The following is a 15,364-nucleotide window of genomic DNA, read 5'->3' on the forward strand; positions in this document are numbered from 1 at the left end:
GGGGCGCCCCCTACTCCTCGCCGTCCCCCAGGGCCGCCAGCAGGGTGCGCATGGCGTCGACCAGGGCGGCCGTCCGGGCGTCGTCCAGCCCCTCCAGCAGGCCGACCTCGGTGGCGAGGTGGGCGGGGAGCGCGCGCTCGATCAGGGCGTGGCCCTCGGGGGTGAGGGCGACCTCGCGGCTGCGGCCGTCCTGGTCACTGCGGGTCCGGGTGACCAGGCCGCGGGCTTCCAGCCGGTCGAGGCGCTGGGTGATGGCGCCGGAGGTGACCATGGCGGACTGCATCAGGCCGGTGGGGGTGAGCCGGTACGGCGGGCCGCTGCGCTTCAGGGTGGCCAGGACGTCGAAGGAGGCGGCGTCCAGGCCGTGCTCGGCGAAGGTGCGGTTGAGTGCCGCGTCCACGACGCGGTAGAGGCGCTTGAGCCGGCCGAACACCTCCATCGGGGAGACGTCCAGGTCGGGGCGCTCGGCGGCCCACTGCGCGACTACGCGGTCCACATGATCTGCCACGGCTCCAGGGTAGGCGATCGCGCCCGGATTCCTTAGCAGTGAGGTAACTGTGAGCCACATCACCGGTCCGAACGGGCGAAGAATGTCTTAGCGCTGAGATACATTGGCTTAGTGCTAAGACATCGCCTCGCCATCGTGCTGGTGACGGCCCTCGCCCCCGCCGTCTGGGGGACGACCTACCTCGTCACCACCGAGCTCCTCCCGCCCCACCGTCCGCTCCTCGCCGCCGTCCTCCGCTGCCTGCCCGCCGGGCTGCTGCTGATCGCCCTCACCCGCCGACTGCCGCAGGGCACCTGGTGGTGGCGCTCGCTGGTCCTCGGCGCACTCAACATCGGGGCGTTCCAGGCTCTCCTCTTCATCGCCGCCTACCGCCTGCCCGGCGGCATCGCGGCCACCGTCGGCGCCGTCGGGCCGCTGATCACCGCCGGCCTCTCCGCCGCGGTCCTCGGCGACCGGCTCACCCTGCGCACCGTGCTGTCCGGCATCGCGGGTGTGGCGGGCGTGAGCCTGCTGGTCCTGCGGGCCGGCGCGAAGCTGGACGCGCTCGGGGTGGCCGCCGCGCTCGGCGGCGCGGTGGTCATGTCCGCCGGCGTCGTCCTCTCCAAGCGCTGGGTGTCCCCCGCGCCGCTGCTCGCCACCACCGGCTGGCAACTCACCGCCGGCGGGCTGATGCTGGTGCCGGTCGCGCTGCTCACCGAGGGTGCGCCGCCGACCCACTACAGCGCCGCCAACCTGCTCGGCTACACCTACCTGTGCCTGATCGGCGCGGCCCTCACCTACGCGCTCTGGTTCCGCGGGCTCCAGGCGCTGACCCCGACCTCGGTCTCCTTCCTCGCCCTGCTCAGCCCGGTGGTCGCCACCGCGCTCGGCTGGCTGGCCCTCGGACAGGACCTCAGCCCGCTGCAGGCCCTCGGCGCGCTGGTCGTGCTCGGCTCGCTGGCCGCCGCCCAGAGCCAGCGGCCCGGCACCGCCAAGCAGCCCGGGCCGGAGCCTGGGCCAGGGCCCGGGCCGGTGGCCCAGCCGTCCGTACGCGAGAACGCCTGACCCCACGCCCGCCGCGGACATCCCGATCCGCGGTCCGCGCCACGCACCACACCACGCACCAAGCACCACGCATCGAATCCGAGGAGAACCCCATGCGCATCACCGTGTTCGGCGCCACCGGCAACGTCGGCGGCCGGGTCGTGGCCGAGGCGACCGCCCGCGGCCACGAGGTCACCGCCGTCGTTCGGGACCCGGCCAAGCCGCACGGCCTGCCGGCCACCGTCACCCTCGTGGTCGGCGACGCCCGCAACCCCGAGGACGTCGCCCGGATAGCCGCCGGGCAGGACGTGCTGGTCACCGCCACCCGCCCGGCGCCCGGCAGCGAGCACGAACTGGCCCTCGCCACGAAGGGGTTGCTGGCGGGCGTGGCCGGTACGGGCGTGCGGCTGCTGGCGGTCGGCGGCGCGGGCAGCCTCGCCGTCCCGGGCGCCGGCGGGATGACCCTGGTCGAGGACCCCGGCTTCCCCGACGCGATCCGTCCGATCGCACTGGCCTGCACCGAGCAGTACGAGGCCTACCGCGCGGCCGGCGCCGAGGTCGACTGGACCTACCTGAGCCCCGCCGCGCTGCTCGAACCGGGCGTGCGCACCGGCCGGTTCCGGCTCGGACGGGACGAACTGCTGGTGGACGCCGACGGCAACTCGGCGATCTCCATGGAGGACCTGGCCGTCGCGCTCCTCGACGAGGTCGAGACGCCCGCGCACCGCCGTGCCCGCTTCACCGTGGGCTACTGACCGGCCGCGGCGGCCTCGACGGGGGTGAGGCCGCCGCGGTCCGCACCGGTCGGACGCTGGAGCCCCCGCCCCGGCGGGGGTGTACCCAGCACCACCCCGAAGACTGATGCGGGCATGATCGATCGTCAGGTCGGGGTCGGACAGGATCGATCCCGTGATGAACACCGCAGACACCACAGACACCACAGGCGCCGCAGCAGCCGTCGCGGACACGACCGCGGCCGCCCGGGCCGCCGCCACCGCACCCCGCGCCCGGCGCGTCGCCCTCGTCGCGGCCGCCGCCGTCCTCGCCGGACTGGCCCTGCCCGCCACCGCCGGTGCCGACACCGCCCGCGACCCGGGCGACGCCGACCCGGCACCCGCCCGCTACACCCACCAGATCCTGAACTGGCAGCCCTGCGCCACCCAGCCCGCCCTGGACTGCGCGACCATGGCCGCCCCGCGCGACTGGCACCACCCCGGCGTCGGGGCCGACCTGACCATCGCCGTCTCCCGGCACCGCGCCACCGACCCGGCCGAGCGCAAGGGCACCCTGCTGATGGCGGCCGGCGGCCCCGGCGGCACCGGCCTGCTGCGCCCGGCCGGGCTGGCCAAGGCGGCGCCGGCCGTCGGCGCCGCGTACGACATCGTGGGCTTCGACCAGCGCGGGGTCGGGCAGAGCACCAAGGCGGTGTGCCAGACCCCGGCGGAGTTCCAGGAGTTCCTGGCCGGCGACTACCGCGACCGGTCCCCCGCCGCGATCGACCGTGTCCTCACCAACTCCAAGAAGCTGGCCGCGAGTTGCCAGGAGCGCAGCGGCGACCTGATCCCCTACCTGAACACCGAGCAGACCGCCCACGACATCGACCTGTTCCGCTCCCTGCTCGGCGAGCGCAAGATCAGCTACTACGGCCCGTCCTACGCCACGATGATCGGCGCCTACTACGGGACGCTCTTCCCGCACCGGGTGGAGCGGATGGTGCTGGACAGCAACATCGGCTTCGACGGCACCTGGGAGACGTTCCAGCTGGGCCAGCCGATGAGCTTCCAGCGCCGCTTCGACGAGGACTTCGTGCCCTGGCTGGCCGCCCGGGACGCCACCTACCACTGGGGCTCGACCCCGGAGCAGGTCCGGGCGCACTGGGAGCGGCGGCGGGCCGCCCTGCACGACTCGCCCATCGTCGAGGGCCCGCTGACGATCGGCCCGAACCAGCTGGACAACCTGGCGATCTCGGCGATCTACTCGGCGTCCCACTTCCCCGACCTGGCCGGGCTGCTGACCACCCTCGACACCTGGCAGACCGCCGACGCCGCCACCAGGACGGCGGCCGCGACGGCGTTCAACAGCTACCTCAGCCCGGAGTTCCTCGCCGAGTTCTTCGCGGTGACCTGCTCCGACACCCCGTGGACCAAGGACCTGGACACCTGGGTGAAGCGCGGCGCGGAGAACACCGCCCGGCTGCCGCTGGTCGGCTCCCGGACGCTGGCGTTCGGCGCGGTCTGCGCCTCCTGGCCGGTCGCCCCGGCGCCCAAGGTCAAGGTCACCGGCGCCCACCTGCCGACCACACTGATGCTCAACTCGGTGCACGACCCGGCCACGTACTACGAGGCGGCGCTCGGCGCCCACCGCGCGCTGCGCGGCTCGCGGCTGGTCACCGTCACCGGGAACGGCGACCACGGCCAGTACCCCGGTCCCGACTCCTGCGTCACCGACGTCGTCGAGCGCTACCTGCTCGACGACGAGGCGCCCGCCCGCGACCTCACCTGCGCCTCGCCGCAGACCAGTTGAGGCAGCGGCCGGTCAGCTGCTGCGGAGCCGGTCAACCCTCGGGCCGGTCAGCCCTTGGGCCGGGCCCGCAGCTTGGACCGGAGCCAGGAGAGCCCGACGGCCAGCCCGGCGAAACCGCCGACGGCGAGCTTGATCCCGCCCTTGGCGACGATCCAGCCGATCCACGGGACGCCCCACCCCAGCCAGTGGAACACGGCCAGCAGCACCGCCGCACCGCACAGCGCGGCCAGCACGGTGACCACGACGGCGGCGGTCCGCGAGAGCTCCTGCGGGCCGTCGGCGTTCACCTCGGCACCGGCGCTCGCCTCGGCACCGCCCGTGCCCTCGGAGCTCTGCTTCACCACGTCGTTCGTACCCCCCTCGTTCATAGGGGTGATGATACGACCTCAGCGCCGAGCGTGATGGGTGTCGCCGACGTACTCGCCGGTCTCCCCGTCCGGGAAGCTGACGGCCATGGTGACGCGGTACTCGTGGACGTCCTCGCGGTGCCCCGGCACCCGGGCCCAGGCCAGCGAGTGCACCTCGGCCTCGGGGGCCTGCCGGCACCAGGCGGCCGCCTCCTCCAGGGCGCGGGCGGCCGACGGTCCGGTGCACACCACGGCGGTGTACGCGGCGACCGCGACGTCCCCGCCGGTGCGACAGGTGCGCGACACCGCCCGGACGGCGGCGGCGGCCTGGGTCAGGTCACGGGCCAGGTCCTCCACGACCCGAGGGGGTGCCGGCAGGACGACCGCTCCCTCGACGACGGTCTCCGGCAGGTTCGCGCTCACGGGCTGGACCTCCATCCGCATCATCACGCGGCACAGCATGCCGGGCGGCGATTCCTGGCATGCCCACTTTCACCAGAACGTCACCCGTCCAGGGCCGAGTTGGGGACGCGCTCTGGCGTGCACGGGCCCGTCCTGCTAGAGGGGTCGTCCGGTGCGCCGGGCGTTCCGGCAGGTCAGAGGGGGCGGCCGTGGGCGCCCTCGGGAGCCCGAAACGCCGCGCACGTACCACCCCCGCGCTCCGAACCGCCGTCCGGGGCCCGGGGCTGCCGTCCCACCGCCGTTGGGGCCTTGGTCGACTCCGCGTACCGGAACGGGAGCTGCCGCCGGCCCCGGAGGCCGGGAACCGCAGGCCGGGGGCCCGGCTCGACGGCCCGCGGAGCGCCCGCACCCCCGCTGAAGTGCCGAGTTAACCCCTCGGTGGGCGCCGGGCCGCCTCCCGGTCACCCTGTCCCTGTCAGATCGTCGTGATACTAATCGTGCCGGTGGCGGATGCCGTCACCAGGTGGGCGGGCACCACGCGGGCGCGACGCAGGCACGACACGGGCATGACGCGGGCACGATGACGAGGGCTCAACCGTTCCGGGAACGTCCGGACGGCAAGGGGAGGGGACACGGATGACGGCGAGGTTCGGCAGCACCCAGGGCGGGCGCAGGCTCCGGATCGGCAAGCGGGTCACGGGTACGGCGGCGGCCTTCGCCGCACTGGCCGCGCTGACCGGGTCACAGGTGACGGGCCTCGGGCTCGCGCCGGTCGCGGCCGCCGACACCGGCCCGGCGAACGGCACCACCACCCAGGGCAGTGACCGCTACCGGACCGCCGCCTCCCCGTTCGGCACCCCCGCTCCCGGCGTCCCCACTCCCGGCATCCCCGGCGGCGGCCTCCCGGCCGACGGCGGCGGCACCGTCCAGCTGCCCCAGCCGCCCGGCGCGCTGCCCGGCGCGCCGGACGCCGGCCCGTTCGCGGCCACCGGGCCCGCACTGCCCGCCACCGTGCTCGCCGCCTACCGCCAGGCCGAGACCTCGCTCGCCCAGCGCACCCCCGGCTGCCACCTGCCCTGGCAGCTGCTGGCCGCGATCGGCCAGGTCGAGTCCGGCCAGGCCAACGGCGGCCGGGTGGACGCCGCCGGCACCACCCTCACCCCGATCCTCGGCCCGGCGCTGGACGGCAACGGCTTCGCCGCGATAGCCGACACCGACGGCGGCCGCTACGACGGCGACTCCCGCTGGGACCGCGCCGTCGGGCCGATGCAGTTCATCCCGTCCACCTGGGCCTCCTGGGGCGTGGACGCCAACGGCGACGGCAAGGCCGACCCGAACAACGTCTTCGACGCCGCCGAGTCCGCCGGCCGCTACCTGTGCGCGGGCGGCCGCGACCTCGCCGACCCGGCGCAGCTCGACCGGGCGGTGCTCAGCTACAACCAGTCGGGCGAGTACCTGCGGACGGTCCGCAACTGGATGGCGCACTACGGCAGCGGCACGGTCACCACCGTCCCGAACCGCCCGGGCCCCTCGCTGCCGTCGCCGTACCTCCCGGTCGGCGGCGGCACGACGGGCGGCGGCCCGACGGACACCGGCGCGACCGCGACGCCGACGCCCACCCAGCAGCCGACCACGCCCGCCACGCCGACCGGCTCGCCCTCGCCGACGGCAGAGCCGACGACGCCCCCGAGCCCCACCACGACGCCCACGCCCACCGGTTCGCCCTCGCCGACCGCGCAGCCGACGACGACGCCGACCGGCACGCCCAGCAGCACCCCCACGGCGACGCCGACCACCACGCCCACCGGCACCCCGACCGGCACGCCCACGGCCTGCCCGGACCCGACGGCCACCCCCACCGGCACGCCCACCGGCACGCCGTCCGGCACCCCCACGGGCACGCCCACCCCGACGGGTTCCCCGTCCCCCGCCGCCACGCCCACCGGCACCCCGACGGCGACGCCCACCACCGCCCCGGGCTGCCCGACCCCCGCCCCGACGGCCACCGGCACCCCGAGCGCCGCGCCCGGCGGTGCGACCCCGGCCCCCTCCCTCTCGCCTTCGGCGGCCCCGAAGAAGTGATCCGAGGGCACGACACGACGGAGGCGCGGTTCCGCATCGGGAACCGCGCCTCCGTCGTGTCGCACCAGGGTCGGAGCAAGGAACGAACCCCCGGCGCCCGGCCCGCGTCGGCAGCCGTGCACCGCGGCCGTGCTCAGAGGTGCTTGACGAGCTCCGGCATCAGGTCCTGGAAGGTCCGCCCGCTGGCCGGCTGGCCGATCGCGGTCATCTGCCAGCCGGTCTCCGTGCGCTGCACCTTGGCCATGATCTGCGCGGTGTACGGGCCGCCGCCGGTGAGCGTGTAGCGGGCCAGCTCGGCACCGGTGGTCTCGTCCACGAGCCGGCAGAACGCCGCCTCGACCTCCTGGAAGGTCTGGCCGGTGAAGGAGTTGACGGTGAAGAGGATCTGGTCGACCTCGGACGACACCTTCGTCAGGTCGACCGTGATCGACTCGTCGTCGGCCGCCTCGCCCGCGCCGCCGACCAGGTTGTCCCCGCTGTGCCGCACCGAGCCGTCGTTGCTGGTGAGGTGCTGGAAGAAGACCACGTCCACGGGCCGTCCCTGGGCGAACAGCACGGCGGACGCGTCCAGGTCGATCTCCCCGCCGATGGCGAGCAGCTTGGCGAAGAACCCCTTGCGCTGCGCCGCCTTCCAGCCGAGGCCCATCCGCACCACGCTCAGCTGTCCACCGCCCGGCTTCTCCAGGCTGATCTTCTGTCCCTTGGCCAGCGAAACGCTCATCGTGCCCTCCTCGTTCTGCCACCGCCCGCGTGCCGCGAATCTACAGCACTGTAGAAACCTATGATCATCCGACGGCGTCCTGGGAGCACCCCTACCCCGCACTCGCCCGCCCCGCACCCCCGGACGGCACGAAGCCCCCTGCGGGCTCAGTCGGCAGGCCGCTCCAGCCGGACCAGCGCGTCCACCGCGACGCGGCCGCCGCCCCCGCGCCCATCCCCGCCCCCGCCCTTGTGCCCCGGCTCCCCACCGACCGTACGGTGCACCCGCTCGGCGCGGACGGTGTGCAGCCCGAGGTCCGCGAGGTCGGCCAGGACGTCCTCCGGGGTGAACAGCACGGCCGGGTCCTGCGGGCCGCCGACGCCCTCGGTGAGGTTGCTCAGGTCGTGGCCGACGACCAGCAGGGTGCCGCCCGGGGCCAGCGCGCGGGCGGCGCGGCGCAGCGCGGTCCGGCGGTCCCCGGCGGGGAGCTGCAGGTAGGCGACCAGGACGAGGTCGTAACCGGCGGCGGGAGCCTCCAGGGCGCGGGCGTCGCCGTGGCGCCAGGTGAGGCGGTCGGCGACCTCGTCGGGCAGGTCGGCGGTGAGCCGTTCGGCGCGTTCCAGGGCGACGGCGGAGAAGTCCAGCCCGGTGACCTCCCAGCCCCGGGCGGCCAACCAGATGGCGTTGCGGCCCTCGCCCGCGGCCAGGTCGAGGGCGTGGCCGGAAGCATGGCCGGTCAGTTCACGGACCACCCACTGGTTGGGCGCGGTGCCCCACACCAGTTCGCTCGCGGCATAGCGGTCGTCCCAGTCCCGGCTGTCCATCGCGCCTCCTCCGTTCGACGTTCGTTCGACGATTGTTCGACGGGGCCCGCCCGTCCCGGTCAACCTACCGGCCGCCGCGGCCCGGGCCCGGAACGGCCCGGCGGACGGACACCCTTGACGGCGCATATTGGTCCAGTCCAATCTGTTCAGTCGTGACGTGCCCGGGTCCGGTCACCCGCCGCGTCCGCGCACGCCCCTCAGCACGCGTCACCCGCCCCCGCGCCCCCACCGCGCCCGGGCCGGCTCCCCACGGCCCGTCCGGGCCACCGCACCGCCGGAACCCCCACACATCCGGAGGACCCACCGCATGCACGACCGCGTCCTGCCCGCACGGCCCGACCGCTCCACCGAGGAGCGCACCGGGCGCCGGGCCACCCACCGCAGAAGAGCCACCGCACTGGCCCTGGCCGCCACGCTCACCACCAGCGGCGCCGCCCTCGCCCTCACCTTCGGCCCCGCCTCCGCCGCCCCGGTCAACCTGCTGGCCAACGGCGACTTCGAGACCGGCACCCTGTCCGGCTGGACCTGCGCCAACGGCTCGGTGGTCACCACCCCGGCGCACGGCGGCACCCACGCGCTCAGCGGCGCGGCCTCGGCCTCCGACACCGCCCAGTGCCAGCAGACCGTCACCGTCCGGCCCAGCACCACGTACACCCTGGCCGGCTGGGTGCAGGGCAGCTACGTCTACCTGGGCGCCACCGGGACCGGCGTCAACGCCTCGGCCTGGACGCCCGGCGGCACCGGCTGGAACCAGCTGAGCAGCACCTTCACCACCGGTGCCACCACCACCTCCGTCACCGTCTTCACCCACGGCTGGTACGGCACCGGCGCGTACTACGCGGACGACCTCACGCTGACCGGCCCGGCCGGGCCCACCTCGTCCACCAGCCCGACGGCCACCTCCAGTCCCACGGCCACCTCCAGTCCGACCGCCACCGGCAGCCCGACCGCGACCGGCAGCCCGACGGCGACCCCCAGCCCGACCGGCACTCCCACCACCGGCACCCCGACGCCCACCGGCACCCCGACGCCCACGGGCACCGCGAGCGGCCCGGCCGGGGACGGCAAGGTCACCACCCCGACCGGCCTCGCGGTGACCAGGACCACCGCCGACGCCGTGGTGCTCACCTGGCAGCCGTCCACGCTCACCACCGGCGACGGCCCGGTGGCGTACAAGGTGTGGTCCAACGGGCAGCTGGTCGCCACCTCGATGGGCACCTCGGTCGCCGTCAGCTCCCTGCTGCCGGGCCGGAGCTACACCTTCAGCGTGCAGGGCTACTCGGGCGGCCACGCCTCGGCCCAGTCCGCGCCGGTGAGCACCACGACCGCCGCCGCGCCCGCCCAACGGCCCGTCCGCTCGGCCTACTTCGACCAGTGGGGCGTCTACGAGAACGCCTACTACCCGAAGTCCGTCGCCACCAGCGGCGCCGCGGCCAAGCTGGACCTCATCCACTACGCCTTCGCCAACATCGACCCGACCAGGTTCACCTGCTTCCAGGCGGTGAAGGCCTCCGACTCGGCCAACGAGTCCAATCCCGACGCCGGTGACGGCGCGGGCGACGCGTACGCCGACTACCAGGCCGACTTCAACCCCGGCACCAGCGTGGACGGCAGCGGCGACACCTGGGAGCAACCGCTCAAGGGCAACTTCAACCAGCTGCGCCAGCTCAAGGCCAGGTACCCGAACCTGCGGTTCACCATCTCCATCGGCGGCTGGACGTACTCCAAGTACTTCTCCGACGCGGCGGCCACCGACGCCTCCCGGCAGAAGTTCGTCTCCTCCTGCGTCGACATGTTCCTCAAGGGGAACCTGCCGACCGGCGTCGCCGGCGACGCCTCGGGCGGCCCGGCCACGGCCGCGGGCATCTTCGACGGCATCGACCTCGACTGGGAGTACCCGGGCTCGGCCGGTGGCCACACCGGCAACCACTACTCCCCCGCCGACAAGCAGAACTTCACCCTGCTGCTCAAGGAGTTCCGCACCCAGCTGGACGCCCTCGGCGCCGCGCAGGGCAAGCGCTACCTGCTGACCGCCGCACTGCCCAGCGGCCAGGACAAGATCGCCCAGCTGGAGACCGACAGGATCGGCGCCTACCTGGACTACGCCGACGTGATGTCCTACGACATGCACGGCGCGTGGGACGCCAAGGGCCCGACCAACCACCAGGACCCGCTGCACGACAGCCCGGCCGACCCGACCACGCCGATCACCCCCGGCACCCGCAAGTACAACGTGGACACCACGGTCGCCGCGTACACCACCGGCCTGCCCGAGTACGGCATCCCCGGCGGCTTCCCGGCGAACAAGCTGGTGCTCGGCATCCCGTTCTACTGGCGCGGCTGGACCGGCGTCCCGGCGGGCTCGAACTCCGGCCTCTACCAGAACGCGACCGGCCCGACGGCCGCCAAACCGCTGAGCCAGGAGGCCGGTCTGGCGGCCTGGAAGGAGCTCAACCCGACGGCGGCGCAGACCCACTGGGACCCGGTCACCGAGAGCAGCTGGGTCTACGACGGCACGAACTTCTGGACGGGCGACACCCCGCAGGCCGTCCAGGCCCGCGGCGCCTACGCCAGGAGCAAGGGGCTGGGCGGCCTGTTCGCCTTCTCCCTGGAGAACGACGACGCCTCCGGCAGCCTGCTCAACGCGATGGACGGCAGCCTGCGCTGACGGTCCGCGTCGGGTCGGACACGGCTGCTGATCCCCTCGCTGCCCCTCGATGCGTACGCCGGGTACGAACCCCGACGATCCGGGCCGGATGATCCGACGATCATCTGCCCGGATCGACCCGGCGTGCGGCAGCGGCCCGACCCGTCCGCCGAGGTGCTCAGTCCTTGAGGTTGAGCATGGGGAACAGGTCCTGGAACGGCTGGGTGGTCACCGAGACGCTGCGGGCGAACGGGTTGTCGAAGTCCCAGATCATGAACAGCAGGAAGGCGATCAGCGAGCTGAAGCAGAGCGCCAGGACCAACTCCCTGGGCGTGCGCCGGATCTGCAGGGCGAACAGCATGCCGACGGTCACCACCGCGCCGCCGACCAGGCCGAACCAGACGATCCCCGGCATCGTCGGACCGGCGCTCTGGCCGCGGGCGTCGCGCGAGTTGGACGCCTGGCTGATCCGGTCCATGATCGGCTGATAGGCCTGCGACTCCAGGTCGGAGGCCGGCGGCCGGGTGGCGACGTCCGTCTGCAGCTTCTGCAGCAGTTGGTCGCCCTTCTCGGTGACCTCGCCGTTCTTCTGCATGTAGTCCCACTCGGTGTTCACCACGTACGTGACGTAGGCGTCCACGTCGGCCCGGACCTGGTCGCGGAACTCGACGGGGTAGACCACCGCGCGGTCGCTCACCTCGCGCAGCGACTGCGCCTCGCGGAACAGGTCGTCCTGGGCGACGCCGCGCGCCTCCCAGACACCCGCGATGGCGAGACCGAGGACGATCGCGTAGACCACGCCGATCATCATCGTGATGTACTCGATGACGTCCGGGGTCTCGTCGGTGTTCTCCTCGGCGGTGCTCACCCTGCGGTTCCTCAGCAGCACCACCGCCACCACGACGGCACAGGCCGACGCCATGGCGATGGTCAAAGCCACCCACTCGGACATGGGAACTCCTCTCTCTGGCTTGGCTTGTGACGGGACGGAAAGATCTGCGGGCGGTCCGGGCCCGGGGCCGGACCGGTGCCGGGCGCGGGACCCGACCGGTGCCGGGCGCAGGGCCCGACCAGCGGCGGGCGCGGGGCCCGCGGCCGGTCAGGACCGGCTCGAACGGCCCCGACCGCTGCCGCCGCCACGGCCCGGACGCAGGGCCACCGCCGCGAGCACACCGGGCACCATGATCATCAGGACCGTGGTGGTCATCGGCATTCCCCCGTGGCGCTCCGGCGAGGCCATCGGCTTCGCCGCCGGGACGGGGAACACCGGACGCCCCGCCGGAGTCGGCCACAGCGGACTGTGGCGCACCGGGCTCGGTGAGGCCGCACTCGGGGGCGCCGGGCTCGGGGGCGCCGACACGACGGGCGGCGGCGGGTCCGGCACGGGAGCGGGCGGGACCGGAGCGGGCACCACGGGGGCCGGGACGGCGGGCGCTGCCTGGGGTGCCGGCGGCAGCGGTGCGGGCGCGGGTGGCGCCGGAGGCTGAGGCGCGGGCGACGCGGGCGGCGGGGTGGGCGGCGGTGGGGTCGGGGACGGTGTAGGGGTCGGCGTGGGGGTGGGTGTCGGAGTCGGGGTCGGGCTCGGCGTGTGGGTCGGAGTCGGAGTTGGCGTCGGAGTCGGGGTGGGCGTGCGGGTCGGCGTCGGCGTGGGCGTCGGCGTGCGAGTCGGGGTCGGTGTCGGCGTGCGGGTCGGCGTCGGGGTCGGAGACGGCGTCGGGCAGTGGGGGTGGTGATGGTGGTGATGCCAGTCGTGCCAACCGTGGCCGTCGTGCCAGCCGTAATCGTCCTGCTCGTCCTCCGGCCGGCCGTGCTCCGCTCGGAGCCCCGCCGAGGACGAGGGTGCCGCCGGTGCCGGGGTGGCCCGGGGCGTGTGGCAGGGGTGGTGCTTGGGCGGGGGCTTGTGGTCGTGGTGGCCCGTCCCGGCGTTCGGGGCGACGCCGACCCCGACCTGGACGTCGACGCCCACGCCGACGTCGACTCCGCCGCCCGGTCCGATCGAGACGTCCGTCCCGGTGCAGACGCAGATGTCCACGCCCGGGCCGTGCGGGTGCCCTCCGCCGTGCTCGGCCCCCGCCGCGGTCGCGCCGGTGACCAGCGCGCACATCGCGACCACGCCGACCGCCGCGCCGATCAGTCGCGCCCTCCGCCCGGAGGCCGCCGTCCCACCGCCGTGCGGCGGTATCCGTCGGAACTGCCGACGCTGGGACATGGGCTCCACGCACCTCTCGGGTCGTCTGGGAGAACGGGACTGGCTCGGGTGGAACGGCCGCCGGGTCGAACGCCCACCGGGTCGTAAGGCCGCCACAGCGAAAGGCCGCCGGGGCAACCGGCGGAGAGGTCGACATCGGTCGACGGCCGATCGGCAATCGATTGGGTACGACCAGAAATGATCAGACACGATCAGGCGGACGGCCCGCCTCCGGGGGCGGACCGTCCGTCATCAGGTCAAACGATCTTCGCGCCGACCGGTTACGGCCCACGCTCGCTGTTCCGCGCGCTCAATCGGCTTCGACGGCGCGCTCGTTGGCGACCCTGCGCCCAGTGGGGGCGGCGCGCTCGGTCGCGACGACGCCCTCAGTGGCGGCGGTGCGCGATCTCCACGTTCTCCAGCACACCGACCGCGTCCGGCACCAGGATCGCGGCCGAGTAGTAGGCGCTGACCAGGTACGAGATGATCGCCTTCTCGTCGATCCCCATGAAGCGGACCGAGAGCGAGGGCTGGTACTCGTCCGGGAGGCCGGTCTGGTGCAGGCCGATGACGCCCTGGTTGTCCTCACCGGTACGGATCACCAGGATCGAGCTCGTGTTCTCCTTGGTGACCGGGATCTTGTTGCAGGGCAGGATCGGCACCCCGCGCCAGGCCGGCACCTGCTGCCCGCCGAGGTCGACGTGGGTGGGGTACAGGCCCCGGGCGTTGAACTCGCGGCCGATCGCGGCGATGGTCCGCGGGTGGGCGAGCAGGTAGTCGGGGTCACGGCGGCGGCTGAGCAGCTCGTCCAGGTCGTCCGGGGTGGGCGGGCCGGAGTGGGTCTGGATCCGCTGGTCGAAGTCGGCGTTGTGGAGCAGGCCGAACTCCGGGTTGTTGACGATCTCGTGCTCCTGCCGCTCGCGCAGGGCCTCGATGGTCAGCCGGAGCTGGTGCTCGGTCTGGTTCATCGGCTGGTTGTAGAGGTCGGCGACGCGGGTGTGGATCTTGAGCACGGTCTGCGCGACGCTCAGTTCGTACTCGCGCGGCTTGAGCTCGTAGTCCACGAAGGCGCCGGGCAGCTCGAACTCGCCGTGGTGGCCCGCCGACATGGCGATCTCGGCCTCGCCGCGCTCGTTCTGGGCCTGCAACGGCAGGGCCAGGAAGGCCTGCAGGTGCTCCTGCAGGCTCGGCGCGTTGTCCCGGATCGCGGCGAAGTCCGCCCGGGTCAGGGTGAGGGCGACACCGGAGGTGGCGGTCTTGGCGGTGAAGTCCCAGGCCGCGTCCGGGTTCAGCAGCGCGTCGTCGCCGAAGCGGTCGCCGTCCGCGGCCACGCCGATCTCGGTCTCGTCACCGTACTTGCCGGTGCCCACCAGGTTGACCCTGCCATGGGCGATCAGGAAGATCCGGTCGGCGGCCTCACCCTGGGTGGTGAGGACCTCGCCGGGGCCGAAGTCCAGCTGCTGGCAGCGGTCGGCCAGCGCGGTGAGCACCTCGTCGTCCTCGTAACCGCGCAGCAGGGCCAACTCGCCCAGCTCGCCCGGGATCACCCGGACCTGCGAGCCGGTCTTGATGAACTCCACCACGCCGTTGCCGACGGAGTAGGTGAGCCGTCGGTTGACCCGGTAGGCGCCACCGGCGGCCTGCACCCAGGGGAGCACCTTGAGCAGCCAGCGGGAGGTGATCTCCTGCATCTGCGGTGCGGACTTGGTCGTGGTGGCAAGGTTGCGGGCAGCTGCCGTCGCAAGGCTCTGCTGCTTGACCTGCTCTGTCTCCGGGCTCGTGTCCACGGGCATCGGCAGGGTCTCCATTCCTGTGGTCGGGTCACGCGGCCAGGGCCATCGGGCCGCCCTGGGCGCTTGCCGTGACGGATCATCAGATCCGCAGGCTGGTGGGGGCGTCGGCTACGTGTCGCGAATGCGGCCACCGTTCACCCGGCGGCCCATCCGGAACCCTAGATCACCAGGACCCGGCCAAGGCCGTACGGACGCCCAGTACCCCCCGATAGGGTGAATCTCGCCCGGTCCGCTTCCATCGGCACTACAAGGTGTGGAACACGCGTTCGCGACTGCGATCCCCGTACCGGCACGGGCCTTCGGGCGTCCTCCACCACCCCGCGACAC

13 protein-coding genes are annotated in these 15,364 nt (G+C 73.7%); 6 read left to right on the top strand and 7 right to left on the bottom strand.

Going from position 1 to position 15,364, the window contains the following annotated elements; genetic code table 11:
• Positions 1-10: 10 nt before the first annotated feature.
• The gene (locus tag IE332_RS28760) at positions 11-508 is read right to left on the bottom strand and encodes a MarR family winged helix-turn-helix transcriptional regulator (protein ID WP_189921935.1); all 498 of its coding nucleotides are present in this window, start codon (positions 506-508) and stop codon (positions 11-13) included.
• A gap of 111 nt (positions 509-619) precedes the next feature.
• Here IE332_RS28760 and IE332_RS28765 point away from each other — a divergent pair, with 111 nt between their 5' ends.
• The 3 genes from IE332_RS28765 to IE332_RS28775 all read left to right on the top strand — a co-directional run bounded on the left by IE332_RS28765 (position 620) and on the right by IE332_RS28775 (position 4,054).
• Positions 620-1,552: an EamA family transporter gene (locus tag IE332_RS28765; protein ID WP_189921937.1), complete on the top strand. Its 933-nt coding sequence runs from the start codon at positions 620-622 to the stop codon at positions 1,550-1,552.
• 92 nt (positions 1,553-1,644) lie between these two features.
• Positions 1,645-2,286 carry an NAD(P)-dependent oxidoreductase gene (locus IE332_RS28770; RefSeq protein ID WP_189921939.1) on the top strand — a complete coding sequence of 214 codons (642 nt, stop codon included), beginning with the start codon at positions 1,645-1,647 and terminating at the stop codon, positions 2,284-2,286.
• Between the two features lie 157 nt (positions 2,287-2,443).
• Positions 2,444-4,054 (top strand): alpha/beta hydrolase, encoded by a 1,611-nt coding sequence (locus tag IE332_RS28775; protein ID WP_268256634.1) that lies wholly within the window; start codon positions 2,444-2,446, stop codon positions 4,052-4,054.
• A gap of 47 nt (positions 4,055-4,101) precedes the next feature.
• Here IE332_RS28775 and IE332_RS28780 read toward each other — a convergent pair whose 3' ends face one another.
• Complete coding sequence (locus tag IE332_RS28780; RefSeq protein ID WP_189921941.1) at positions 4,102-4,422, bottom strand: hypothetical protein; 321 nt, start codon at positions 4,420-4,422, stop codon at positions 4,102-4,104.
• Positions 4,423-4,440: 18 nt separating this feature from the next.
• A complete protein-coding gene (locus IE332_RS28785) occupies positions 4,441-4,824 on the bottom strand; it encodes a hypothetical protein (RefSeq protein WP_189921943.1) in 384 nt (127 codons plus the stop codon).
• Positions 4,825-5,439: 615 nt separating this feature from the next.
• Here IE332_RS28785 and IE332_RS28790 point away from each other — a divergent pair.
• Positions 5,440-6,885: a lytic transglycosylase domain-containing protein gene (locus IE332_RS28790; RefSeq protein WP_189921945.1), complete on the top strand. Its 1,446-nt coding sequence runs from the start codon at positions 5,440-5,442 to the stop codon at positions 6,883-6,885.
• A gap of 133 nt (positions 6,886-7,018) precedes the next feature.
• Here IE332_RS28790 and IE332_RS28795 read toward each other — a convergent pair whose 3' ends face one another.
• Together IE332_RS28795 and IE332_RS28800 are read right to left on the bottom strand one after the other, a co-directional pair.
• Entirely contained in the window at positions 7,019-7,606 is a 588-nt protein-coding gene (locus tag IE332_RS28795; RefSeq protein WP_189921947.1) for a TerD family protein, read from the bottom strand.
• A 146-nt stretch (positions 7,607-7,752) separates the two neighbouring features.
• On the bottom strand, positions 7,753-8,409 hold the full coding sequence (locus tag IE332_RS28800) for a class I SAM-dependent methyltransferase (protein ID WP_189921949.1): 657 nt from the start codon (positions 8,407-8,409) through the stop codon (positions 7,753-7,755).
• Positions 8,410-8,716: 307 nt separating this feature from the next.
• Between IE332_RS28800 and IE332_RS28805 the strand changes: the two genes are divergently transcribed.
• On the top strand, positions 8,717-11,077 hold the full coding sequence (locus IE332_RS28805) for a glycosyl hydrolase family 18 protein (RefSeq protein ID WP_189921952.1): 2,361 nt from the start codon (positions 8,717-8,719) through the stop codon (positions 11,075-11,077).
• Positions 11,078-11,234: 157 nt separating this feature from the next.
• Here IE332_RS28805 and IE332_RS28810 read toward each other — a convergent pair whose 3' ends face one another.
• Positions 11,235-12,008 carry a bestrophin-like domain gene (locus tag IE332_RS28810; protein WP_189921954.1) on the bottom strand — a complete coding sequence of 258 codons (774 nt, stop codon included), beginning with the start codon at positions 12,006-12,008 and terminating at the stop codon, positions 11,235-11,237.
• Positions 12,009-12,237: 229 nt separating this feature from the next.
• On the opposite strand from IE332_RS28810, the gene IE332_RS28815 reads away from it, so the two are divergent.
• Positions 12,238-12,543: a hypothetical protein gene (locus IE332_RS28815; protein ID WP_189921956.1), complete on the top strand. Its 306-nt coding sequence runs from the start codon at positions 12,238-12,240 to the stop codon at positions 12,541-12,543.
• A 1,087-nt stretch (positions 12,544-13,630) separates the two neighbouring features.
• On the opposite strand, the gene IE332_RS28820 is transcribed toward IE332_RS28815, so the two are convergent.
• On the bottom strand, positions 13,631-15,037 hold the full coding sequence (locus tag IE332_RS28820) for a family 2B encapsulin nanocompartment shell protein (protein WP_189921958.1): 1,407 nt from the start codon (positions 15,035-15,037) through the stop codon (positions 13,631-13,633).
• Positions 15,038-15,364: the final 327 nt, after the last annotated feature.

Origin of the sequence: Kitasatospora xanthocidica, assembly GCF_014656195.1 — a bacterium.
GTDB classification, from domain to species: domain Bacteria; phylum Actinomycetota; class Actinomycetes; order Streptomycetales; family Streptomycetaceae; genus Kitasatospora; species Kitasatospora xanthocidica.

Bases quoted from the DNA above. Each gene is read 5' to 3' on its own strand.
- IE332_RS28795 (WP_189921947.1), bottom strand. From the start codon at position 7,606: ATGAGCGTTTCGCTGGCCAAGGGACAGAAGATCAGCCTGGAGAAGCCG.
- IE332_RS28810 (WP_189921954.1), bottom strand. From the start codon at position 12,008: ATGTCCGAGTGGGTGGCTTTGACCATCGCCATGGCGTCGGCCTGTGCC.
- IE332_RS28820 (WP_189921958.1), bottom strand. From the start codon at position 15,037: ATGCCCGTGGACACGAGCCCGGAGACAGAGCAGGTCAAGCAGCAGAGC.
- IE332_RS28775 (WP_268256634.1), top strand. From the start codon at position 2,444: ATGAACACCGCAGACACCACAGACACCACAGGCGCCGCAGCAGCCGTC.
- IE332_RS28815 (WP_189921956.1), top strand. From the start codon at position 12,238: ATGATCATCAGGACCGTGGTGGTCATCGGCATTCCCCCGTGGCGCTCC.
- IE332_RS28800 (WP_189921949.1), bottom strand. From the start codon at position 8,409: ATGGACAGCCGGGACTGGGACGACCGCTATGCCGCGAGCGAACTGGTG.
- IE332_RS28805 (WP_189921952.1), top strand. From the start codon at position 8,717: ATGCACGACCGCGTCCTGCCCGCACGGCCCGACCGCTCCACCGAGGAG.
- IE332_RS28780 (WP_189921941.1), bottom strand. From the start codon at position 4,422: ATGAACGAGGGGGGTACGAACGACGTGGTGAAGCAGAGCTCCGAGGGC.
- IE332_RS28770 (WP_189921939.1), top strand. From the start codon at position 1,645: ATGCGCATCACCGTGTTCGGCGCCACCGGCAACGTCGGCGGCCGGGTC.
- IE332_RS28790 (WP_189921945.1), top strand. From the start codon at position 5,440: ATGACGGCGAGGTTCGGCAGCACCCAGGGCGGGCGCAGGCTCCGGATC.